General features: G+C 71.6%; 25 protein-coding genes. 10 read left to right on the forward strand and 15 right to left on the reverse strand.

All coding sequences use genetic code 11. The features are described from left to right. Window positions 1-97: 97 nt before the first annotated feature. From ACQPZG_RS29580 to ACQPZG_RS29605, 6 genes are all read left to right on the forward strand, one after another. Complete coding sequence (locus ACQPZG_RS29580) at window positions 98-400, forward strand: urease subunit gamma (protein WP_433548741.1); 303 nt, start codon at window positions 98-100, stop codon at window positions 398-400. Between the two features lie 32 nt (window positions 401-432). Further along, on the forward strand, window positions 433-744 hold the full coding sequence (locus tag ACQPZG_RS29585) for an urease subunit beta (RefSeq protein ID WP_433549597.1): 312 nt from the start codon (window positions 433-435) through the stop codon (window positions 742-744). After that, a complete protein-coding gene (locus ACQPZG_RS29590) occupies window positions 737-2,491 on the forward strand; it encodes an urease subunit alpha (RefSeq protein ID WP_433548742.1) in 1,755 nt (584 codons plus the stop codon). Before ACQPZG_RS29585 ends, ACQPZG_RS29590 begins: the two co-directional genes overlap by 8 nt. 703 nt (window positions 2,492-3,194) lie before the next feature. After that, the gene (locus ACQPZG_RS29595) at window positions 3,195-3,836 is read left to right on the forward strand and encodes an urease accessory protein UreF (protein WP_433548743.1); all 642 of its coding nucleotides are present in this window, start codon (window positions 3,195-3,197) and stop codon (window positions 3,834-3,836) included. Between the two features lie 92 nt (window positions 3,837-3,928). Beyond that, window positions 3,929-4,657 carry an urease accessory protein UreG gene (gene ureG, locus ACQPZG_RS29600; protein ID WP_433548744.1) on the forward strand — a complete coding sequence of 243 codons (729 nt, stop codon included), beginning with the start codon at window positions 3,929-3,931 and terminating at the stop codon, window positions 4,655-4,657. Next, complete coding sequence (locus ACQPZG_RS29605) at window positions 4,654-5,436, forward strand: urease accessory protein UreD (protein WP_433548745.1); 783 nt, start codon at window positions 4,654-4,656, stop codon at window positions 5,434-5,436. Before ureG ends, ACQPZG_RS29605 begins: the two co-directional genes overlap by 4 nt. A gap of 8 nt (window positions 5,437-5,444) precedes the next feature. Here ACQPZG_RS29605 and ACQPZG_RS29610 read toward each other — a convergent pair whose 3' ends face one another. From ACQPZG_RS29610 to ACQPZG_RS29625, 4 genes are all read right to left on the reverse strand, one after another. Next, window positions 5,445-5,729 (reverse strand): DUF4190 domain-containing protein, encoded by a 285-nt coding sequence (locus ACQPZG_RS29610; protein ID WP_433548746.1) that lies wholly within the window; start codon window positions 5,727-5,729, stop codon window positions 5,445-5,447. Between the two features lie 738 nt (window positions 5,730-6,467). Continuing rightward, window positions 6,468-7,178: a lysophospholipid acyltransferase family protein gene (locus tag ACQPZG_RS29615; protein WP_433548747.1), complete on the reverse strand. Its 711-nt coding sequence runs from the start codon at window positions 7,176-7,178 to the stop codon at window positions 6,468-6,470. Window positions 7,179-7,281: 103 nt separating this feature from the next. Further along, on the reverse strand, window positions 7,282-7,515 hold the full coding sequence (locus ACQPZG_RS29620; RefSeq protein ID WP_433548748.1) for a hypothetical protein: 234 nt from the start codon (window positions 7,513-7,515) through the stop codon (window positions 7,282-7,284). A 272-nt stretch (window positions 7,516-7,787) separates the two neighbouring features. Further along, window positions 7,788-8,807 (reverse strand): YdcF family protein, encoded by a 1,020-nt coding sequence (locus ACQPZG_RS29625; protein ID WP_433548749.1) that lies wholly within the window; start codon window positions 8,805-8,807, stop codon window positions 7,788-7,790. 201 nt (window positions 8,808-9,008) lie between these two features. Between ACQPZG_RS29625 and ACQPZG_RS29630 the strand changes: the two genes are divergently transcribed. Continuing rightward, window positions 9,009-9,479: an SSI family serine proteinase inhibitor gene (locus ACQPZG_RS29630; RefSeq protein WP_433548750.1), complete on the forward strand. Its 471-nt coding sequence runs from the start codon at window positions 9,009-9,011 to the stop codon at window positions 9,477-9,479. A gap of 59 nt (window positions 9,480-9,538) precedes the next feature. Here ACQPZG_RS29630 and ACQPZG_RS29635 read toward each other — a convergent pair whose 3' ends face one another. The 5 genes from ACQPZG_RS29635 to ACQPZG_RS29655 all read right to left on the reverse strand — a co-directional run bounded on the left by ACQPZG_RS29635 (window position 9,539) and on the right by ACQPZG_RS29655 (window position 14,070). Then, window positions 9,539-9,700 (reverse strand): hypothetical protein, encoded by a 162-nt coding sequence (locus tag ACQPZG_RS29635; RefSeq protein ID WP_433548751.1) that lies wholly within the window; start codon window positions 9,698-9,700, stop codon window positions 9,539-9,541. Window positions 9,701-9,813: 113 nt separating this feature from the next. Then, window positions 9,814-10,776, reverse strand: coding sequence for a cytochrome c oxidase assembly protein (locus ACQPZG_RS29640; protein ID WP_433548752.1), 963 nt, complete (start codon window positions 10,774-10,776; stop codon window positions 9,814-9,816). A 100-nt stretch (window positions 10,777-10,876) separates the two neighbouring features. After that, window positions 10,877-11,902, reverse strand: a complete 1,026-nt coding sequence (locus ACQPZG_RS29645) for a 6-phosphofructokinase (protein ID WP_433548753.1) — start codon at window positions 11,900-11,902, stop codon at window positions 10,877-10,879. A 174-nt stretch (window positions 11,903-12,076) separates the two neighbouring features. After that, complete coding sequence (locus tag ACQPZG_RS29650; protein WP_433548754.1) at window positions 12,077-12,805, reverse strand: type 1 glutamine amidotransferase; 729 nt, start codon at window positions 12,803-12,805, stop codon at window positions 12,077-12,079. A gap of 26 nt (window positions 12,806-12,831) precedes the next feature. Then, window positions 12,832-14,070: a MurT ligase domain-containing protein gene (locus ACQPZG_RS29655; RefSeq protein WP_433548755.1), complete on the reverse strand. Its 1,239-nt coding sequence runs from the start codon at window positions 14,068-14,070 to the stop codon at window positions 12,832-12,834. A 251-nt stretch (window positions 14,071-14,321) separates the two neighbouring features. Between ACQPZG_RS29655 and def the strand changes: the two genes are divergently transcribed. Then, window positions 14,322-14,867 carry a peptide deformylase gene (gene def / locus ACQPZG_RS29660; protein WP_433548756.1) on the forward strand — a complete coding sequence of 182 codons (546 nt, stop codon included), beginning with the start codon at window positions 14,322-14,324 and terminating at the stop codon, window positions 14,865-14,867. Between the two features lie 135 nt (window positions 14,868-15,002). On the opposite strand, the gene ACQPZG_RS29665 is transcribed toward def, so the two are convergent. Continuing rightward, a complete protein-coding gene (locus tag ACQPZG_RS29665) occupies window positions 15,003-15,674 on the reverse strand; it encodes a TetR family transcriptional regulator (RefSeq protein WP_433548757.1) in 672 nt (223 codons plus the stop codon). 143 nt (window positions 15,675-15,817) lie between these two features. On the opposite strand from ACQPZG_RS29665, the gene ACQPZG_RS29670 reads away from it, so the two are divergent. Beyond that, window positions 15,818-17,047 carry an acyl-CoA dehydrogenase family protein gene (locus tag ACQPZG_RS29670; protein ID WP_433548758.1) on the forward strand — a complete coding sequence of 410 codons (1,230 nt, stop codon included), beginning with the start codon at window positions 15,818-15,820 and terminating at the stop codon, window positions 17,045-17,047. A 225-nt stretch (window positions 17,048-17,272) separates the two neighbouring features. Here the strand turns inward: ACQPZG_RS29670 and ACQPZG_RS29675 are convergent, their stop codons facing one another. The 4 genes from ACQPZG_RS29675 to ACQPZG_RS29690 all read right to left on the reverse strand — a co-directional run bounded on the left by ACQPZG_RS29675 (window position 17,273) and on the right by ACQPZG_RS29690 (window position 19,608). Next, window positions 17,273-17,761, reverse strand: a complete 489-nt coding sequence (locus tag ACQPZG_RS29675; RefSeq protein WP_433548759.1) for a glutathione peroxidase — start codon at window positions 17,759-17,761, stop codon at window positions 17,273-17,275. Window positions 17,762-18,313: 552 nt separating this feature from the next. Continuing rightward, window positions 18,314-18,763, reverse strand: a complete 450-nt coding sequence (locus ACQPZG_RS29680) for a VOC family protein (protein WP_433548760.1) — start codon at window positions 18,761-18,763, stop codon at window positions 18,314-18,316. Between the two features lie 147 nt (window positions 18,764-18,910). Beyond that, window positions 18,911-19,318, reverse strand: coding sequence for a DUF2809 domain-containing protein (locus tag ACQPZG_RS29685; protein ID WP_433548761.1), 408 nt, complete (start codon window positions 19,316-19,318; stop codon window positions 18,911-18,913). Beyond that, window positions 19,315-19,608, reverse strand: a complete 294-nt coding sequence (locus tag ACQPZG_RS29690) for a hypothetical protein (RefSeq protein ID WP_185033438.1) — start codon at window positions 19,606-19,608, stop codon at window positions 19,315-19,317. Before ACQPZG_RS29690 ends, ACQPZG_RS29685 begins: the two co-directional genes overlap by 4 nt. Window positions 19,609-20,039: 431 nt before the next feature. On the opposite strand from ACQPZG_RS29690, the gene ACQPZG_RS29695 reads away from it, so the two are divergent. After that, a complete protein-coding gene (locus ACQPZG_RS29695) occupies window positions 20,040-20,423 on the forward strand; it encodes an MmpS family transport accessory protein (RefSeq protein ID WP_433548762.1) in 384 nt (127 codons plus the stop codon). Window positions 20,424-20,717: 294 nt separating this feature from the next. Here ACQPZG_RS29695 and ACQPZG_RS29700 read toward each other — a convergent pair whose 3' ends face one another. Next, window positions 20,718-21,608 (reverse strand): acyl-CoA thioesterase, encoded by an 891-nt coding sequence (locus ACQPZG_RS29700; RefSeq protein WP_433548763.1) that lies wholly within the window; start codon window positions 21,606-21,608, stop codon window positions 20,718-20,720. Between the last annotated feature and the right edge of the window lie 9 nt (window positions 21,609-21,617).

Genomic DNA, 21,617 nt, shown 5'->3' on the forward strand with positions numbered 1-21,617 from the left:
CATCCGCTTTGCTACGTGGGTGATACACCTATGTCCGTCGTGGTGGCCGCGGCAGCCGGGCCGGGTGGCCCGGCGCGAGGACTGTGAGGTGTGACCCGTGCAGCTGACCCCGCACGAGCAGGAACGACTGCTCATCCATGTGGCCGCCGACGTGGCCGAGAAGCGCAGGGCACGCGGGGTGAGGCTCAATCACCCCGAGGCCGTCGCCCTCATCACCGCGCACATCCTCGAAGGCGCCCGGGACGGCAACACCGTCGCCCAGCTCATGTCGTCCGGCCGCAAGGTGCTGCACCGCGACGACGTCCTGGAAGGCATCCCGGAGATGATCCACGACGTGCAGGTCGAGGCCACCTTCCCCGACGGCACCAAGCTCGTCACCGTCCACGAACCCATCCAGTGAGCGCCGCACCGCAGGCCGGGGCCCGCACCGCGGTGGTCCCCGGCGAAATCCTCTACGCCGACGCGCCCGTCCTCCTCAACGAGGGCCGCCCCGTCACCCGCCTCACCGTGCTCAACGCCGCCGACCGGCCCGTCCAGGTCGGCTCCCACTACCACTTCGCCGAGGCCAACCCGGGCCTCGACTTCGACCGCGCCGCCGCCCGCGGCCTGCGGCTGAACATCGCCGCCGGAACCGCCGTGCGCTTCGAGCCCGGTGTCCCCGTCGACGTCGAACTCGTCCCCCTCGCAGGCCGACGCGTGGTCACCGGCCTGCGCGGCGAGACCGGAGGCCCCCTCGATGCCTGAGTCCCCCCGTACGGAAGCCGCGTCGCACCCCGGTATCTCCCGCGCCGTGTACGCCGACCTCTTCGGCCCCACCACCGGCGACCGCATCCGCCTCGCCGACACCGACCTGCTCGTCGAGATCGAGGAGGACCGCTCCGGTGGACCCGGCCGCGCGGGCGACGAGGCGGTGTTCGGCGGCGGCAAGGTCATCCGCGAGTCCATGGGCCAGGCCCGCACCACCCGCGCCGAAGGCGCGCCGGACACCGTCATCACCGGCGTCGTCATCCTCGACCACTGGGGCGTCGTCAAGGCCGACCTCGGCATCCGCGACGGCCGCCTCACCGGCATCGGCAAGGCCGGCAACCCCGACACCATGGACGGCGTCCACCCCGACCTCGTCATCGGCCCCGAAACCGAGATCATCGCGGGCAACGGCCGCATCGTCACGGCGGGCGCCATCGACGCCCACGTCCACTTCATCTCGCCGACCGTCGTCGAGGCGGCCCTCGCCTCCGGCGTCACCACGCTCGTCGGCGGCGGCACCGGCCCCGCCGAGGGATCGAAAGCGACCACGGTCACGCCCGGCGGCTGGCACCTCGCCCGGATGTTCGCCGCTCTGGAGCACTACCCCGTCAACATCGGGCTGCTCGGCAAGGGCAACACCATGTCCCGCGAGGCCATGCACGCCCAACTCCGCGGCGGAGCACTCGGATTCAAGATCCACGAGGACTGGGGCGCCACCCCCGCCGTCATCGACGCCTGTCTCGGCGTGTGCGAGGAGACCGGCGCCCAACTCGCCATCCACACCGACACCTTGAACGAGGCCGGGTTCGTCGGCGACACCCTCGCCGCCATCGCGGGCCGCACCATTCACGCGTACCACACCGAGGGAGCGGGCGGCGGGCACGCACCCGACATCATCACGGTGGTCTCCGAGCCGTACGTGCTGCCCAGCTCCACCAACCCCACCCGCCCGCACACCCTCAACACGCTCGACGAACACCTCGACATGCTGATGGTCTGCCACCACCTCAACCCGGCGGTGCCGGAGGACCTGGCGTTCGCCGAATCGCGCATCAGGCCCTCCACCATCGCGGCCGAGGACATCCTGCACGATCTCGGGGCCATCTCGATCATCTCCTCGGACTCCCAGGCGATGGGACGGGTCGGCGAAGTGATCCTGCGCACCTGGCAGACCGCGCACGTGATGAAGAAGCGCCGCGGCTCCCTGCCGGGCGACGGCCGTGCCGACAACCACCGGGCGCGTCGTTACGTCGCCAAGTACACGATCAACCCGGCCGTCGCGCAGGGCCTGGACCGCGACATCGGTTCGGTCGAGAGCGGCAAGCTCGCCGACCTGGTCCTCTGGGAACCCGCCTTCTTCGGGGTGAAGCCGCTGCTCGTCCTCAAGGGCGGCCAGATCGCGTACGCGCAGATGGGCGACGCGAACGCGTCCATTCCCACGCCCCAGCCCGTGCTGCCCCGCCCGATGTTCGGCGCGATCGGCCGCGCCCCGGCTGCGAATTCCCTCAACTTCGTCGCCGAGGCCGCCATCGAGGACCACCTCGCCGAACGCCTCGCCCTGGGCAAGGAGTTCGTCCCGATCACGAGCACCCGTGGCGTGACCAAGGCCGACATGCGGGAGAACGACGCGATGCCACGGGTCGAGGTGGACGCCGACACCTTCACCGTGACCATCGACGGCGACCCGGTCGACCCGGCCCCGGCGGCGGAACTGCCCATGGCCCAGCGCTACTTCCTCTTCTGAGGGAGTGCGGGGGGCGATGGACGACGTCACTGGGAGCATGCGGAGCGCAGAGGGGAGAACGGGCATGGCGGACACCGTGGCCGCGACGGGGGCGGCAGGGTCGGTGGGCTCTGCGGGGCCGGTGGGCCTTACGGGAGCTGTGGGGGGCACGCACCTCGCGGACTCGTGGGACACCGCAGTCCCCGCAGGGGCGGCCGATCCGGAGGCAGTGCGGCCCGCCGCCGAGGTGGCTCCCGGCCTGCTGCCCGGACCGGAGCCCTCCCGGCCCTCGTCCGGGCGGCCACCGTCCGGACGCCCGGCTCCGGGCCGTCCGGGTGGCACGGCCGTTGCCTTCGCGGAGGCGTCGAGGGGAGTCCGAGGCAGTGTCGAAGGCGATACGCGTGCGGGGCGGACGGCGGACGCACCGGCACCGCGAGCGGAAAGCCCCGATACACCGCGGCGTGACCCCGCCGCTCCCGGGCCGCTGCCCGCCGCCTCGGTGCCGCCCGGCCCCACCGGCCCGTCGGTGGGTTCTTGTTCCGCCTCGGACCCCGGCCCCACCGGCCCGTCGGTCGATTCCTGTTCCGCTTCGGTCCCTGGCCCCACCGGCCCGTCCGTCGGTTCCTGTTCCACCTCAGCCACCGACCTCACCGACCCGCCTGCCGCTCCCGACCGAGCCGTACACCCCTCCCGGGGCCTCCCTGGTGCCCGTGCAGCTCTTCTCGTGCTCGCCGACGGGCGGTTCCCGGCCGGTGGACATGCGCACTCCGGCGGCGCCGAGGCTGCCGTCAAGGCCGGGCGCATCCGCGACCACCACGATCTCGCCGCGTTCTGCCGCGGTCGGCTGCACACGAGCGGCCTCACTGCCGCGGGTCTCGCCGCCGGGGCCGCCCACGGGCTCGACGCGCTGGAGCTGGACGAGGCGGCCGACGCGCGTACCCCCTCGCCCGCGCTGCGCGCCACCGCACGCAAGCTCGGCCGCCAGATGATGCGGGCCACCCGCGCCATCTGGCCGTCGCCCGAGCTGGACGCACTCGCCGCAGCCCGGCCCCGCGGCGCGCACCAGCCCGTCGTGCTCGGGCTCGCCGCACGTTCGGCCGGGCTCGGTGCCGAGGACGCGGCGCACTGTGCCGCGTACGAGAGCGTCAGCGGCCCGGCCACCGCCGTCGTACGGCTGCTCGGTCTCGATCCGTACCTGGCGACGGCCGTCCTGGCGCGGCTCACGCCCGAGCTGGACCAGGTCGCGCGGCGTGCGGCCGAAGCGGCGTGTGGCGGCGTCGACAGCCTGCCTGCCGCCTCCGCGCCGCTGCTCGACATCACGGCGGAAGCGCACGCGACCTGGCCCGTACGCCTCTTTGCCTCGTGACGCCGTCCCGTCCCTTCATGAACTCTTCGTCGTCCCAACCACCTTGTCACTTCGCCTCACCCACGAGTACCAAAGACCCGGGAGCCCTCCGCATGCACCTCGACCACGACCACTCGCACGCCACCGCTGTCAGCGCCGACGCCGCCCGCCCCGACGGCACCCGGCGCGCCCTGCGCATCGGGCTCGGTGGGCCGGTCGGCTCCGGCAAGACCGCGACCGTCGCCGCCCTCTGCCGCGAGCTGCGCGACACTCTCTCCCTCGCCGTCGTCACCAACGACATCTACACCCGCGAGGACGCCGAATTCCTGCTCCGCGAAGCGGTGTTGCCGCCCGAGCGGATCCAGGCCGTCGAGACGGGCGCCTGCCCGCACACCGCCATCCGCGACGACATCTCGGCGAACCTCGAAGCGGTGGAGGAACTGGAGGACACGGTCGGCCCGCTCGACCTGATCCTCGTCGAATCCGGTGGCGACAACCTCACCGCCACCTTCTCCAAGGGCCTCGTCGACGCACAGGTCTTCGTCATCGACGTGGCGGGCGGTGACGACATCCCGCGCAAGGGCGGCCCCGGTGTCACCACCGCCGATCTCCTCGTGGTCAACAAGACGGACCTGGCGTCGTACGTCGGTTCAGATCTCGACCGGATGGCCCGCGACGCGAAGGAGCAGCGGGGTGAACTCCCCGTCCTGTTCACCTCGTTGACCTCGGAGACGGGCGTCGCACCGGTGGCGGACTGGGTGCGCGCACAGCTCGCCGAGTGGGCCGGGGCCGGTACCGGCACGGTCGCCGGTACCGGTCCCGAGCGCACCGCCGCGGCATGAGCGTCCGCGCCACCGCCCGGATCGTCGCGGCCCCCGGTGGCCGACTGCCCGTCCTGGAGAGCGACGGGCCGCTCGCCCTGCGCCGCACCCGCGCCTCCGGCGGTGGACCCGACCACAGTCGGGTCACCGTCGTCGGCGCGATGAGTGCACCGCTGGGCGGCGACCGCCTCGCGATCGAGGCGGAGGTCCAGGACGGCGCCCGGCTGACCGTCGACGCGGCGGCAGCCACCGTCGCCCTGCCAGGACGCACTGCGGAACCCGCGTCGTACGACGTCCGTTTGACGGTGGGTCAGCACGCGGCGCTGCACTGGCTGCCGGAACAGCTCATCTCCGCCCGGGGCAGCGACCTGCGCATGCGGACGCATGTGGAACTCGCCCCGTCCGCGTGTCTGGTGCTCCGCGAGGAGCAGGTGCTCGGCCGTCACCGGGAGCCCACCGGCACCCTCGTCACCCGCCTGACCGTCCGCCGGAGCGGGCGCCTGCTGTTCGACCAGGAGTTGTCGTACGGACCCGGCGCACCCGGCGGCTGGGACGGCGGCGCGGTACTCGGCGGCCACCGCGCTGTGGGTCAGCTCCTCCTCGTGCAGGAGGGGTGGGAAAACGCACCACCGCGGCCCCGCCTGTTCGGCGAGACCGCGGTGCTCACCCCGCTCGCGGGCCCCGGCGTACTCGTCACGGCGGTGGCGCCGGACGCGCGGGAACTGCGCAGAGTGCTGGACGACGCGCTGGCCCTCGTACGGGAAGAGTCGCGGGGCCGCGTCGCCGTACCGGCCGTATGAGGCGCCGGTCAGCCGCCCACGTACCAGGTGAAGCCGCCGGTGGAGGCGACGAGCGTCATCAGGAGAGCGAAGACGATCAGGTCGGCGACGCCCAGGCCGATGGCGGCCTTCGACATGCCGGAGCCCCGCGTCTGCCGGTAGGCGACGATACCGAAGATGATCGCCAGCGGCCCGAGGACGATCTGGAGGAAGAAGAGTCCCAGGATGCCGCAGACGAGGCCGGCGACTGCGAGGCCGTTCGTCCCCGACCGGGCGGGGCTGTGCGTGCGACTGCTCGATCCGAAGCTGGACATCTCTGAACTCCCTGCTCGCTAGCGGCTGTTGAGGATTTCCTGGTATCCCGGAGAGTCGGATTCATGCGCCCCGGTCACGTACTGCACCGCTCATCGGGACTTCGTGCCCGGTTATGGGTTCGGTAAAGAAACATCAGTACGGTCTGGCCCTCGCGCCCCTCCTGACGAAAGGATTCCGTCGAGCCCCCGACGCAGGGGCTCCGGCAACTCACAGGGAGAGGTCCTGCTTGCGACGCACCGCAGTGCTCGGGGCGACCGGCAGCTTGCTCGCGGGCACCCTGACAGCGAGCGCGATGCCGGCGCCCACCGCGGCGGCCGACGACACCGCAGGCAGACGGAGGTGTGCCCCGGCAAGGGCCTGCCGCCGGTCCTGATCACCCAGGCGGCCACCTGGGACGCGGCGACGCCGTGCGCGGGCGCGATGGAACCCCACAAGCGGCTCGGGGCTCGCGCCTGATCACCGAGCGTGTTGCCGACTCGCACGGCAGCCCCCCACCTGGGCGACCCGTGCCACGACGACCCGGGTCCACGCCTACCTGATGAACGCCGATCTGGACGGCGCCACGTGACGTGTGCGCCGCACCGCAACAGGGAACAGCCGACCCGGCGACCGACGCCGGAGCGACTTCCGCAGAAGCCGGGGCCGCCCGGCGCCATGAACGAAGGGCCGACCGGTGCTCTCCCACCGGTCGGCCCTTCCCGCACGCCCCCGCACGCCCCGCGTGCCGATGCGGGGGCTCAGTGTCGCAGTCGCGGAAACTTGCGCCCCTCCGTTGCCTGTTCGGCCTTCACGTCGGCCGCGTACCGGTCGACGTACTCCTGCCCGGACAGCGCGAGGATCGCGGACATGATCTCGTCGGTGACCGCCCGCAGCGCTGCCTTCTCCTGCTCCATCCCCGCGAACCGGGAGAAGTCCAGGGGTTCGCCGAACCGGATGGTGACCCGCTTGATCTTGGGGACCTTCCGTCCGGGCGGCTGGATCTCGAAGGTCCCCACCATCGCGCACGGCACCACCGGCACCCCCGCCGTGATCGCCATCACGGCGACGCCGACCTTCCCCTTGTACAGCCGCCCGTCGTGCGACCGGGTTCCCTCCGGATAGATCCCGAGCAACTCGTCCTTCGCGAGGACTCCGAGCCCCTCACGGACAGCCGCCTTCCCGGCCTCCTTGCCCGACCGGTCCACCGGGATCTGCCCCGCACTGCGGAAGAACGCCGCCGTCAGCCGCCCCTTGAGCCCCGGCCCGGTGAAGTACTCCGCCTTCGCCAGGAACGTGATCCGCCGCTTCAGCACCGCGGGCATCAGGAAGTGGTCGGAGAACGACAGGTGGTTCCCCGCGACGATCGCCGCCCCGTCCTCGGGCACGTACGCCAGCCCTTCGATCCGCGGGCGAAAGAGCAACTTCAGCAACGGCCCGAGAACGACGTACTTGAGCACGTGATAGAACACCCGGTGGCTCCCTAATTTAACCCCGCGCGGCTAGGCCTTTGCTGGTCAGAGGCTGTTTCGGGGGCGATTGGTGTGTGTGCAGGAATCGCCCCGTGCAACTGTCTCAGGTCGTACCCATGTGACTTTCCCCGCAGCCCGCGCGAAAACCCACGAAGGCCGACGACGCGGCACGGGGTCCCGGATGGGCCCGCTCGAAGGCGCTCGCGAAGCGGATGAGCTGCGGCTCGCTCCAGGCCGTGCCCGCGAAGGTGACGCCCGCCGGGAACCCGTGCACACAACCCGTCGGCACGCTGATCGCCGGGTGGCCCGCGCAGCCCACGGCGATCGCGCGGCCCATGACGGCGGGGTCGCTGTTGCGCAGGTCCGCCTTCCAGCCGGGCCCCCAACCGGCATCAGGAGGGTGTTCAGCAGGTCCTTCGCGAGCGCCGCGTCGACACCCTCGTCCTTGGGGGACCCGGCTTACGGTGGCCACCGCCTCCTTGCGTGAGATGCACCAGGCACGCGACTCCGGAGCAGGGCTTGCCCGCGCGGGGAGCGGGATGCCTGACGTCCGGCACCGACGCCACGCTCCGGTGTGTGCGCGCGTGGGCGCGCTGCCCGCCGGGTCCGTCAGGCGAGCCCGGACAGCGAGCCCAGCAGGACGAGCAGCGCGCACACGGAGAAGTTGACCGCCTTGTGCTCCATGAAGATCGCGGCGAACTCGCGGATCACGGCGCTCGGCCAGAAGTAGCGGGCCGTCGGGGAGCCGATCACCTGGCCGTTGACGCCCGTCTTGCGGGCCATCAGCGCGGCTCGGAACGCGTGGTAGTTGTTCGTGACGATCGCGCAGCGGTAGCCCGGCACGCGCTCGCTCATGAGCGCGCCGCTGAAGGTGAGGTTCTCCTCGGTGGTCCGCGACGCGTTCTCGGTCAGGATCCGGTCCGCGGGCACGCCCGTGTCGATCAGGTACTCGGCCATCGCCACGGCCTCCGGGCGGTCCTCGTCGGGGCCCTGGCCCCCGGAGGTGACGATCATCGGCTTCCCGCCGGCGGCGATCTGTGCCTCGTACAGCTCACGGCCCTTGTGCAGCCGGCCGGCCAGCAGCGGCGGCACCTTGTTGCGGATCAGGCCCGCGCCGAGGACCACCACGAAGTCGAGACCGCCGCGCGGCCTGAACCGGCCGTACAGCGCCGCATAGAGGAGGAAGCAGGTGAAGAGGAACGAGACGTAGCCGACGAGCAGGACCGCGACCACGGTGACCGTGCCGAGCGCCCGCGAGCCCGTCTGCAACGTCGTCGCGACCATCACCGCGAGGCCGATGATGCCCAGCCCCGCCAGCAGCGACAGCAGGTTGGCCGGACTTCTGCCCTCCTTGCGGACCATCTGCAGACCGTTGCGGATCAGGAAGAAGGCGAGGGTGAAGGGGGCCAGGGCCGCCGCGACGAAGACGGCGACGGCGAGACCTCCGACGAGGGTGCGGCCCGTCTGGTTCGCCGTCGCCGTCAGCCGGGCCGCGGTCACGAGCAGCCCCAGGACCGTGAAGAACAGGGCAAGGACCAGGAAGACACCGTTCCGCAGGCGTCTTCGGTCCCGCAGCATGCTGACGACGAGGGCCAGAAAGCAGAGACCGGCCGGCACAAAAACGATCATGCGGGTACGTTACGTCACTTCCGGGCGGCGCCGCCGGGCTTCGGACAGGGCCGAACGGACCAGTCGAACCACCCCGGACGGACGAGCGCGCGGATCCGTACGGCGCGGCTGGTTGCCGGACGCGACGGCGCCGGATGCCCTGACCTCACCCCGACCGCGCCGTACGGCCCGTACGCACCTTCCGTCCCGGAGGACCCTCCCATGCGACTCCCGCTCCGCCGTGCCGCCGTCGCGGCGACCGTCCTGCTCGCCCTCGCCCCCGCGGGTGCGGCGACGGCCGAAAGCCACCCCGGCCCCACGGACACGACGCCGGCCGCCGGTCACCCCGCCGCGACGGGCACGACCGCAACCGTCGGCCATCCCGTCCTGCGGCACGGGCTGCTGCTCACCGTCTCCGGCACCGAGGACTCCTCGATCCGGGTCGTGGGTCTCACGTGCCGGCCGAAGCCCGGCGGCGGCCACCCCGGCGCCCCGGACGCCTGCGACGCCCTCGTCCGGGCGCGCGGCGACTTCGACGCGCTGACCGGTAACCGGCACGCCTGCACCAAGCAGTACGACCCGGTGACGGCGACCGCCCACGGCACCTGGCGGGGCCGCACGATCCACTGGAAGAAGACGTACGGCAACGCGTGCATGCTCGACGTGGGAACCGGAGCGGTCTTCCGCTTCTGACCCCGCCCGCAGTCCCCGACGGCGGGGCACGCGATGCGTGACGTGCGGCCCGCGGCCGGTCAGCGGCCGCCCGACGTGCTCGCCGCACCCGCCGTCGCGAGCAACAGCACCACCCAGCCGAACCACAGCCAGCCACTGCTGCCCAACGCCGCCGTGTACGCCGTGACGAGCACCAGCATCCCGACGGTCAGCACCCCCATCGACTTCGGTGAACCGGGCATCCGCGCCACCTCCTTCGCGTGGAGGAACATCGTCACCCGGCGGGCCGCCCCACCGCTACCTGTGTGCGGTCCCGGTCCCCGCGGGCGTGCGGCCCCGTTCCGGCACGCCTGTCCTACGCACCGCTGCGCGCACGCAGCGAGGCCAGGTACGCGTTGTAGTCCTCCAGCTCCTTGTCGCCGTCCCGGTCCGCCGCCCGGTCCGAGCGGCGGGCCACCCGCTGCTCCGACCGGTACCACTGGAAGACGAGTGCGATCAGCACCAGGACGGACGGGATCTCGCTGAACGCCCAGGCGATGCCGCCCGCCGCGTTCTGGTCGGCGAGCGCGTCGATGCCCAGCGAGGCGGGCGGGTTCTTGTACGCCTCGACCATCGGCTGCGACGCCATCATCAGCGCGATGCCGAAGAAGGCGTGGAAGGGCATCCCCGCGAACAGCTCCAGCATCCGCATCACGTAACCCGGACGGTGCGGCCCCGGGTCGACGCCCATGATCGGCCAGAAGAAGACCAGACCGACGGCGAGGAAGTGCACCATCATCGTGATGTGCCCGACCTTGCTGCCCATGAGGAAGTCGAACAGCGGCGTGAAGTAGAAGCCGTACAGGCTCGCGATGAACAGCGGAATCGTGAACGCCGGATGCGTGACGATCTTGATGTACCGGCTGTGCAGCAGGGCGAGGAGCAGCTCGCGCGGCCCCTTGCGGCCCTTGCGGCCGCGTCCCGAGACCGGCAGCGCGCGCAGGGTGAGCGTCACCGGCGCGCCGAGCAGGATCAGGATCGGCGACAGCATGGAGACGATCATGTGCTGCACCATGTGCACGCTGAACATGACCATGCCGTAGTCATTGAGCTTGGTGCACATCACGAGGAGCACCGTCAGCACACCGACGACGAAGAAGACCGTGCGCCCGACCGGCCAGGAGTCGCCGCGCCGCCGCAGCCGCACGACACCCCACCCGTACAGGGCGAGAGCGGCCAGACACGCGATCAGGAAAAAGGGGTCGGGGGAAAGCTCCAGACCCCGTCCCAGCGTGAACGGCGGCAGGTCCATGTTCATGCCGTGCCCGCTGTGATCCATCCAGTGACTCCTGTTTCGTGCCGGTTGTCCGGTCCAGAGTAGAACTGCCCCCGGTCGACGATGCGACCGGGGGCAGTTCGTCAGTTCCGCAGCCGGAACCTCACAGGACGCACTCCGCTTCCTCGTAGCGCTGGGCGGGAACCGTCTTCAGTTCGGCGACCGCGTCGGCGAGGGGCACCATCACGATGTCCGTGCCGCGCAGCGCCGTCAGCATGCCGAACCGGCCGCGGTGCGCCGCTTCCACCGCGTGCCATCCGAAGCGGGTCGCGAGCACGCGGTCGTACGCGGTCGGGGTGCCGCCGCGCTGCACGTGGCCCAGGATCACCGGGCGGGCCTCCTTGCCCAGGCGCTCCTCCAGCTCGATGGCGAGCTGGTTGGCGACGCCCGCGAAGCGCTCGTGCCCGTACTGGTCCTTCTTGCCGACGTTGAACTCCATCGACCCCTCGCGCGGCTTGGCGCCCTCCGCCACGACGACGATGGCGAACTTCTTGCCGGCCGAGAAACGCTTGCCGACCAGCTCGGTGAGTTCACCGATGTCGAAGGGCCGCTCGGGCACCACGATGGCGTGCGCGCCCGCCGCCATCCCCGAGTGGAGCGCGATCCAGCCGGTGTGCCGGCCCATGACCTCGACGATCAGGACGCGCTGGTGCGACTCCGCGGTCGTCTTGAGGCGGTCGAGGGCCTCGGTGGCGACGCCCACCGCGGTGTCGAAACCGAAGGTGACGTCGGTCGACGCGATGTCGTTGTCGATGGTCTTCGGCACGCCGACGATGGGCAGACCCGCCTCGGACAGGAGGTGGGCCGCCTTCAGGGTGCCTTCGCCGCCGATCGGGATGATCGCGTCGAGGCCGAGGTCGGCGACGTGGCCGCGGGCCGTCTCGACGCCGCCGCGCAGGTGCGCGGGCTGGACGCGGGAAGATCCGAGGATGGTGCCGCCGCGGGCCAGGATGCCGCTGACGTCGTCCAGGTCGAGAGGGCGGTAGTCGCACTCCAGGAGGCCCCGCCAGCCGTCGTGGAAGCCGATGACCTCGTCGCCGTGGTCGACGACGGCACGGTGGACGACGGAGCGGATGACGGCGTTCAGGCCGGGGCAGTCGCCGCCGGAGGTGAGGACACCAATACGCATGGCGCGAAGACCTTTGCAACGTGGGCCGGAGGACCGGACCACGTCGTCCGGTGGGATCCCCGTCACCCTACAAGCGCGGAGTGACGGGGCCGAACCGGGCGTCCAACGGGTGGACGTTCCACGTGAAACAGCGCCGGGGCCGCGAAGCCGTGCGACGCGTGGGGTGAGGAGGCGTCAGGCGGGCTGCGTGGCGCTCGCGATGCGCTCGGAACGCAGCGCCTCGTACCACCGGTCGTCGGTCGGCGGCAGCGCGTTCACGTCGAGGGCCAACTTCAGCAGGAGGTCCGCGATCTGCGGGTTGCGGGCCAGGACCGGCCCGTGCATGTACGTACCGAAGACGGTGTCGTTGTACGCGCCCTCCGTGCCGTCGCCGGTGCCGTTGCCCTTGCCGAGGCGGACCCGGGCGAACGGGCGGGCGGTGGGGCCGAGGTGGGTGATGCCCTGGTGGTTCTCGAAGCCGGTGAGCTGCGGGAGGTTCAGCGGGGCGTCGATGTCGCCGAGGACGTCGCCGACGCAGCGCTCGCCCTCGCCGCGGGTGGAGATCACGTCGAGCAGGCCCAGGCCCTGCTCGCGCTGGCCGAGGTCGTTGATGAACTCGTGGCCCAGGATCTGGTACCCGGCGCAGACGGAGAAGACGATCGCACCGTTGGACACGGCCCGGCTCAACCCGCCGTCCTTGCGCAGCCGTTCGGCCGCCAGCCGCTGCGGGCGGTCCTCACCGCCGCCGATCAGGTAGATGTCGCCCGACGTGGGGACGGGCTGGTCGCTGCGTACGTCGACACGCTGCACGTCGAGGCCGCGCTGGCGGGCCCGCCGCTCGACGACGAGGGCGTTGCCCTGGTCGCCGTACGTGCTGAGGAGGTCCGGGTAGATCCAGACCAGCCGCAGACTGCTGTCGTTCATTCGAGTCATGGTCCCTGCGGTTTCTGTCAGTTGCCGACGCGGCGGCGGAGGTCCTGGAACGCGGTGTAGTTGGCGATCGTCTCGATCAGTCCGGGCGGCGCGAGCTGCACGGCCTCGTCGAGGTTCTCGCAGACCCGGAACTCCAGGTTCGCGACTTCGAGCCGTACGGCCAGGTCCAGCTTGCGGTCGCCGAGGACGAAGATCGGGTGACCGGCGAGCCGGGTGTAGTCGACGTCCCACAGCCAGGAGGTGTCGGTGCCGTCGGCGCCACGGGCGTTGACGGCCAGGATCACCGGCGTCGGCGGCGGGTTGATCAGCGAGAACGTCTCCAGCCAGCCGGCCGGGTTCTTCGCCAGTAGCAGTCGCAGCTCACGGTTCTGGAACTGGACGACGTCGTAGCGTCCGGCCACCGCCTGCACCTGGTACATCCGCTCCAGCGCGACCTGCGGCGGCACGCCGAAGGTGGCCGCGACGGCCGCCGAGGTGGCCGCGTTGGCCTTGTTGGCGCGGCCCGGCAGCTGGAGGTGGATGGGCCACGCGGAGCCGTGCGGATCCAGTACGTGGTCCCCGGAGAGCACCCAGCTCGGCGTCGGCCGCCGGAAGCCGCAGTCGCCGCAGAACCAGTCGTCCCCCGGACGCTGCATCACACCGCCGCAGGAGGGGCACGACCAGGCGTCGTCCTTCCACTCCTGACCGGCCGCCACCCAGACCACGTTGGGCGACGAGGACGCCGCCCACACGATCAGCGGGTCGTCGGCGTTCGCGATGACGACGGCCTTCGAACCGGCCAGCCCCTCGCGCCACTTCTCGGCCAGCATCCGTGTCTCGGCGGCCCGGTCGAGCTGGTCGCGGGAGAGGTTGAGGAGCGCGATCGCCTTCGGGGTCACGTCGCGGGCCACGCCCGCCAGGTACTTCTCGTCGACCTCGATCACGCCGTACTTCGCGTCCGAACCGCCCGCCAGCGCGGACGTGATGCCCGCCGGCATGTTGGCGCCGAGCGCGTTGGAGACGACCGGACCGCTGGCCCGCAGGGCCTCCGCGATCAGCCGGGTCGTCGTCGTCTTGCCGTTGGTCGCCGAGACAAGCACCACGTCCAGATGCTGTGCGAGCCGTCCCAGCAGGTCCGGGTCGAGCTTGAGCGCGACCTTTCCGCCGATCACCGAACCGCTTCCGCGTCCCGCGGCACGGGACACCGCCGCCGCGGCCTTGCCTGCCGTCACGGCCAGCTTGGCCCGCGGCGACAACGGCTCCGTGTTGCCTGCCATCGTCACTTGTCCTCCTTGCATCCGGCGCCGCACTTGCCCCAGGTCCACCGGTCAACAGTCCGGGCTCAGCCTATCGAGATCCCGCCGGGTGCCCGAACCGCGGCACCCGTGGGGAAGGGGCGCGGACCAGGGTCGACGGTACGGGACGCGCTGCGAAAAGCGTGCAGGCGTCGGCTTCCGCCGGGATGACGCCGCCGGTCGCGGCCCGGCGGCGGACCGGCTGCGGCGTGCGGGAACGTAGGCTTGCGGCCATGCGACACCGTCCCATTCCCGGCAGCTCCGGCACCGTACGCGCGATGACTCTCCTCGGCGAGACGGTCCTGCACGCCCCGTGCGCGCCCGTCACCGAGTACGGGCCCGAGCTCGCGGGCCTCGTCGAGGACATGTTCGCGACGATGTACGCCGCCGAGGGCGTCGGTCTCGCCGCCAACCAGGTCGGCGAGAGCGTACGGGTCTTCGTCTACGACTGCCCCGACGACGAGGACGTCCGCCACCTCGGGCACGTCGTCAACCCGCGTCTGGTCGAGGCCGACGGCCCGACCGTCCGGGGACCCGAGGGCTGTCTGTCGCTGCCCGGTCTGGAAGCCGGTACGCCGCGCTTCGACCACGCGGTCGTGGAGGGCTTCACGGTGACGGGCGAGCAGGTCACCGTCTCCGGCACCGGCTTCTTCGCCCGCTGCCTCCAGCACGAGTGCGACCACCTCGACGGGCTGGTCTACACCGACCGGCTCACCGGCTGGCGCAAGGCGAAGTCCCGGCGGGACGCGCGCCGCGCGCCCTGGGGGCGCACTTCCTGACGCTGCCCGAGGCGCCGGACGCCAGGCGCCCCGGCGCGCGAAGGCGCGGGCGGGGCGTGTCCGGCGAGCGGGGGCCGCGCGTACGGGGCGGAGTGTGCGTACGGGCTCCGACACCCGCGCGCCGGGCCCGACCCGCTAGAACCCCGGGCCGCCCGGACGGTCGCCCGCTGCGGCGAGCCGGCCCCACAGCAGGTCGGCGAGACTGCCCACCAACTCGGCGCGGGAGCAAGGGCGTTCCCCCAGCCACCAGTCACCGGCCGCGTGCATCATGCCGACGATGCCGTGTCCCCAGACGCGGGCCAACTGCTCGGAGTTCGGGCCGAGATCGACGCGCTCGGCGATCACCTCGGCCAGTTCCTCGCCCATCCTGCGCAGCAGTGGCGCGGAGTGCCGGCCGACATCGAAACCCTGCTCGGACTGCGCGGCGGCGGGAGTGGCGGCTGCCGCGGCGTCGTCCGCCGGGTGCATCAGGAAGCGGTAGACCTGGGGGCGCGCCTCGATCGCCGCGAGATAGGTGTCCAAGGTGCGCTCCACGCGTTCGCGACGTCCGGCGGGGGCGTCCAGAGCCGCGCGCAGGGCGGCCAGGAGGGCGTCGGTGTGACGCTTGGCCAGAGCGCGGTAGAGGCCGCCCTTGTCGCCGAAGTGCCGGTAGAGGATCGGCTTGGTGATGCCCGCCTCGGCCGCGATGGCGTTCATGGACGCCTGCGGGCCGTCCCGCAGGACCACGCGGTCCGCGGCTTCGAGCAGTTCGCGGCGTCGCGCCTCGGCCGACGACCGTTGCGTGGTGGCCTGCTGTGTGGTCTCCATCGTGTGCTCTCCCCGCCCAGACGATTGCGTTCCGTGACCCCCGCGCAACGTAACACTGCCCGTCGGCTCGGACTGTTGACAGGGGCTACTCGTGGGTAACACACTCTGGTTACCGCAAGTAACGTGCAGGCGCTGGAGGGGATATGGCCGAGTTCACACTCGATCTCAACGACGACCAGAAGCAGGTTCGCGACTGGATCCACGGGTTCGCCGCGGATGTGATGCGCCCGGCCGCCGCGGAGTGGGACGAGCGTGAGGAGACGCCCTGGCCGGTGATCCAGGAGGCGGCCAAGATCGGCATCTACTCGCTCGACTTCTACGCCCAGCAGTACTTCGACCCTACGGGGCTGGGCATCCCCATGGCTATGGAAGAGCTGTTCTGGGGCGATGCGGGTATCGGCCTGTCGATCGTGGGAACCGGGCTGGCGGCGGTGGGAGTCCTCGCGAACGGCACCGAGGAACAGATCGGCACCTGGATACCCCAGATGTACGGCGACGCCGACGACGTGAAGGTCGCCGCCTTCTGCTCCTCCGAACCGGACGCCGGATCGGACGTCGCGTCCATGCGCACGCGCGCCGTGTACGACGAGGCCAAGGACGAGTGGGTCCTCGACGGCACGAAGACGTGGGCGACCAACGGCGGCATCGCCAACGTGCACGTGGTCGTCGCCTGCGTGGACCCCGCGCTGGGATCCAAGGGCCACGCCTCCTTCATCGTGCCGCCGAACACCCCCGGTCTGTCCCAGGGCCAGAAGTTCAAGAAGCACGGCATACGCGCCTCGCACACCGCCGAAGTCGTCCTGGAAAACGCACGGATCCCGGGCAGTTGCCTGCTCGGCGGCAAGGAGAAGCTCGACGAGCGCCTCGCCCGCGCCCGGGAACGGGCCGCGAAGAGCGGCGGCGAGCGAGTGAAGAACGCGGCGATGGCCACCTTCGAGGCGTCCCGTCCGGCGGTCGGCGCGATGGCCGTCGGCACCGCACGGGCCGCGTACGAGGTCGCTCTCGACTACGCGAGGACCCGCGAGCAGTTCGGCCGCCCGATCATCGACAACCAGGGCATCGCCTTCCAGCTCGCCGACATGCGCACCCAGATCGACGCGGCCCGGCTGCTGGTGTGGCGCGCGTCCTGGATGGCGGTCTCCGGCAAGCCGTTCACGGCGGCGGAGGGCTCCATGTCGAAGCTGTACGCCAGTGAGGTCTCGAAGAAGGTGACGGCTCAGGCGATCCAGATCCTCGGCGGCAACGGCTACACCCGCGAGTACCCGGTGGAGCGGATGCACAGGGACGCAGCCATCTACACGATCTTCGAGGGGACGAGCGAGATCCAGCGCCTGGTGATCGCCCGGACGCTGTCCGGCATGCCGATCCGCTAGGACCCGCGGCGGACGGCCAGCGAGCGGCGGACGCGCGGCGGCGCTCCCGGCTCGGCAGGCCGGTCGTGGAGGCGTGGATCGGGACTCCGCACCTCCACGACCGCACGGCCCGTCCTGGGGCCGCCCTCCGCGCCGCCCGTGGCGACGACGGCCGCAGCGCTGTCACGGAACGCCACGCTCGCCGACCGGGCGCCCGCGACCGTCGTGGCGGCGACCCGCCTGACCTCAGGCGGGCAGGTGGGCATCCACGGCCGCGACGAGCGCGGAGTCGTTCGGCTCGGTACGCGGGCGGAAGCGGGCCACGACGTCGCCGGTCGGAGAGATGAGGAACTTCTCGAAGTTCCACTGGACGTCCCCGGCCTTGCCGTCGGCGTCCGAGACCTTCGTCAGTTCCGTGTAGAGCGGGTGCCGGTGCTCGCCGTTGACCTCGATCTTTTCGAGCAGCGGAAAGGACACGCCGTAGCTCGCCGAGCAGAAGGTGGCGATCTCCTCCGCGCTTCCCGGCTCCTGGCCCGCGAACTGGTTGCACGGCACACCCAGGACCGTGAAGCCGCGGTCCGCGTACGACTTCTGGAGCTCCTCCAGGCCCGCGTACTGCGGCGTCAGGCCGCACTTCGAGGCGACGTTGACCACCAGGACGGCCTTGCCCTTGTGGGCGGCCAGGCTCGTGGGGGCGCCGTCCAGGGTGTTCAGCGGGATGTCGTACAGGCTCATCTGCCGTCTCCTCGTCAGTAGCTCTGCGCTTGTTCGGTCCGAAGGTCGCAGGCTAACCGCTGGCGCCGACAACCGGGCTGCCGAGCTGCCGGACGATGTGGGTGGCTCCACGCAGGGCGCGACGGTGCGTCCATGCCTGATTCGACCCGCAGGCACGCCCCCGCACGGTGCCGTGGCGCGGCCCCGCGCAGGGCGATCCCGGCCTCGTCCACCGGTTCGGTCCGTACCACTCACGGGCGCTGCTCGGTCTGGCCCAGCTGCTGAGCGCGCTTCCGTCCCCGGACACGGCACGGCCGACGGAGACCGCGCTGAAACCACTGCCGACAGGGCGGAAGGTTGCGGCGGGGGCGGCGGTCGAAGCGTCGACACGATGCGGGGACGGGTCCGCACGGGCCGAACCGGCAGCCAGGCAGTCCGGGTCACCCGCCGGGGGCCGCGCGAGGGTGGGGGAGGCGTGGGAGGCGGTGCGGCAGCGGGCGGGGGAGGGGGACTGCCAGTGCCTGCCGTCGTGTCGACGAGTTGCGTTCCGATGGGCACGGGGCGTCGCGGGTGCTAGCTCGGCTGCGGCACCGGATCCTTGCCGAACACCCACGGCGCCAGGACGACGAGCCAGCCGTCCGGGTCGGCGAACAGCACCGCACCCCGCTCCGGCCAGTACGCGTTGGCCGCCGCCACGGGCCGGTGCCCGCGCTCGCGCAGCCGGGCCGCCGCCGTCTCGACGGCCTCGGGCCCGCGCAGGTACAGCACGAGCAGGTTCTCCGGGTGCGGCTCGGGTATGCGCGGCGGGTTGCCGTGCTGGGTGATCTCCATGTGCACAGGCGTGCCCGGCAGGCCGAACACCACGCCGTCGTACCCCTTGTGTCCGTCCGCCCCGCGCCAGGCGGCCAGCACCGGCAGCGCCAAGTCGTCCCGGTAGAAGGCCAGTACGTCGTCGTAGCGTGCGGTGGGCCGCGCGAAGCGCACGGCGCCCACGTCGAGGTGGGCGGGCCAGGAAGTGATCATGCGGGGCAGTGTAAGCAGGACGCGGGAACCCCGCAGTCGGAAAGCCGGAGGCGAGGACCTCGTCGTGCGGCGGAGTGTGCCGGGACTGCCTCGCCCGCCGCCCGTCGGTCCGCACTGCCCGCCGGGCACGCGCCCCGCAACCAGGCCCTACCGCCCGGTCGGAACGCGCCCGGCCGGAGCGCGCCCGGCGGCCCGGCCGTACGCGCGGTGCACTCCGTACGCGCAGACCGCGCCCACGACGTACCAGAAGAGGTCCGGCGCGTGGAAGGTCGAGCCGAACACCAGCCGCAGCAGGCCGTTCCGAGCGCTCAACTCTTCGGGCAGTGGCGACAGTTGCGCGAACTCCATGGCCCAGCTCAGCCCCAGGGCGACCGCTGCCGCGGCCATGGGGCGCACCCGGGGCCGTGCGGCGACGACGAGTGCGTACAGCAGCACCGTGTACAGCGCGACCCCCGCGTACTTGGCGAACGCCCCTTCCTCCGTGGCCCGGATGCCGAGTGCGGCGGCGATCGTGAGCGTCGCCGCCGCCGACGCGTGGAGCCGTGCCCGCGTCACTCCGCGGTCTCGGACTCGTCGATCAGGTACGACGACTCGTCGAACAGTTCGAGGAGGACGACGACGAAGGCCTCGCGCACCACCACGTACTCCAGCACGATTCCCGGCGCTACGTAGGCCTTGCGGTACGTCTCGTTGGGGCCGATCTGCGCCGTGGCCAGTTTGTGGAACGGGTCCCGGGACAGCACCCGCACCGCATGGTCCACGGTCGCCCGCCGGTCCGCGGTCAGGCTGTCGTGGACGGCCTTCGCCTCGACCGTGTACTTGACCTGGGAACGCCGCCCGGTCATCCCTCGTCGCCCGGCTTCCCGAACAGCCCCGGGTGGCAGAGGGCTTCCGGTTCCGGCGCGGTCGCCACTTGGGTAGTCATCGTCATGGCCCCTTCTTCGTACGGTGTGCCCCAGCGGTGCTCAACGGGTCCGTCCAGTAAACGCGCAGGAACCGGGGCGTGCACGAGCGGTTGTCCGGCGGGTGGAGGTCCTGCGGCGGAGACGGGCCGGTTTTCTGCCGAGTTGCGGGGATGTGATACCGGGCCGGGAGCGGTGGTCGTCCCGAAATGACCATGGTCGGCGGATCGGCGGGTCGGCGGGTCGGCGGGTCGGCGGGTCGGCGGTGCGGGCAGGTCGTGGTGGTGGTCGGGGTTCGACGTGAGGGCGCTGTTAGCATCGGCCGCCGAACGACTGTCGGCCGTGCCGGTCGGCTCGTGCTGGAAGGAAGCCGCGTGAACGAGCTGTGGAAGGACCCCGGCGTGCTGGGGGGTGCGGTGAGTGGAGCCAGGGCCTTCACGGTTCCCGCCGTCGAATCGGTCGCTCCGGTCTTCCTGGTGGAGTACGAGGTCGACGGAACGGGTGTGAGCGAAATCTCGTACGCGCTCGGTGACGCCGACGCGGCTGAGAAGGCAGTGGATCGACCCCGGTTGCCCTGGCGAGTGACGGTACGCATGAGCGGCTTCGAGGCCGTGCCGGCGCTGACCGTGGTGCTCGGCGAGGGCGGGGGTCAGGTCGAGAGCGTCGTCCGTGTGGACGGGAGAGAGGCGATGCGCTGTACGGCAGCGGGCGCCTCGGTGACGTCGGTGTGCATCGTGGAGCCCGGCGCGCTGGACTGAGCCCATCCCGATCGGTTTCCGGAGGGTGGCCAGGCCTTCGTGGCTGGCTCGGGGCCGTCACCACGTTCGAGTACGACGGTCGCGGCCGGCAGATCTCCTCGACCGACCCCGACGGCGGCAAGACCACGCTGACGTACGACAACGCGGACAACGTCGTCGCCTCGACCGACCCGCGTGGCAACACGCTGGCGACGACCTTCGGGCCGTGCCCGAGCGTCCTGACCGGGGCGCCCGCGTGAGTGGCTGTCGACGTGGTATGCCGAGGCAACGGCTCCGCCCGTACATTCCTGACGACTATCCGTGCGCCTCAGGGCGTGTTTCGTACTGACGGAACAGCCCCTCCTGCACCACCGACACCAGCAGTCGTCCCTCACGGTCGTAGATCCGGCCGCGTGCCAGGCCCCGCCCGCCGGTCGCGATCGGAGACTCCTGGTCGTAGAGGAACCACTCGTCCGCCCGGAAGGGCCGGTGGAACCACATCGCGTGGTCCAGCGACGCGATGTCGAAGTTCCAGGAGCCCCACAGCGGCTCCACCGGCAGTCGCACCGCGTCCAGCAGCGTCATGTCACTGGCGTAGGCGAGCGCGCAGGTGTGCACGAGCTGGTCGTCGCCGAGCGGGCCGACCGCGCGCATCCACACCGCGCTGCGCGGCTCCGCGCCCTCGATCTGTTCCCGCGTCCAGCGCAGCCCGTCCACGTACCGGATGTCGAAGGGCTGCCGGCGTGCCATCCGCTCCAGCTCCTCCGGCAGCGTGCCCAGGTGCTCGCGGATCTCCTCGGCGACCGTCGGCAGCGACTCCGGGTGGGGAACCTCCCGGCGCGGCGGCAGCTGGTGCTCGATGCCGCCCTCCTCCGGCTTGTGGAAGGAGGCCGTCAGGTTGAAGATCGTGCGGCCCTGCTGCACGGCGGTGACCCGCCGGGTGGTGAAGGAACGCCCGTCGCGCACCCGTTCCACCTGATAGACGATCGGGACGCCGGGTCGGCCCGGCCGCAGGAAGTAGGCGTGCAGCGAGTGCACGGGACGGTCGCCGTCCGTCGTGCGCCCCGCCGCGACCAGCGCCTGTCCCGCGACCTGACCGCCGAAGACCCGCTGAAGGTGCTCCTGCGGGCTGACGCCGCGGAAGATGTTGACCTCGATCTGCTCCAGGTCGAGCAGATCGACGAGTCTCTCGGCCGGATTCGTCATCGGTTTTCG

This window comes from Streptomyces sp. CA-294286 (genome assembly GCF_050947155.1).
Classification (GTDB): domain Bacteria; phylum Actinomycetota; class Actinomycetes; order Streptomycetales; family Streptomycetaceae; genus Streptomyces.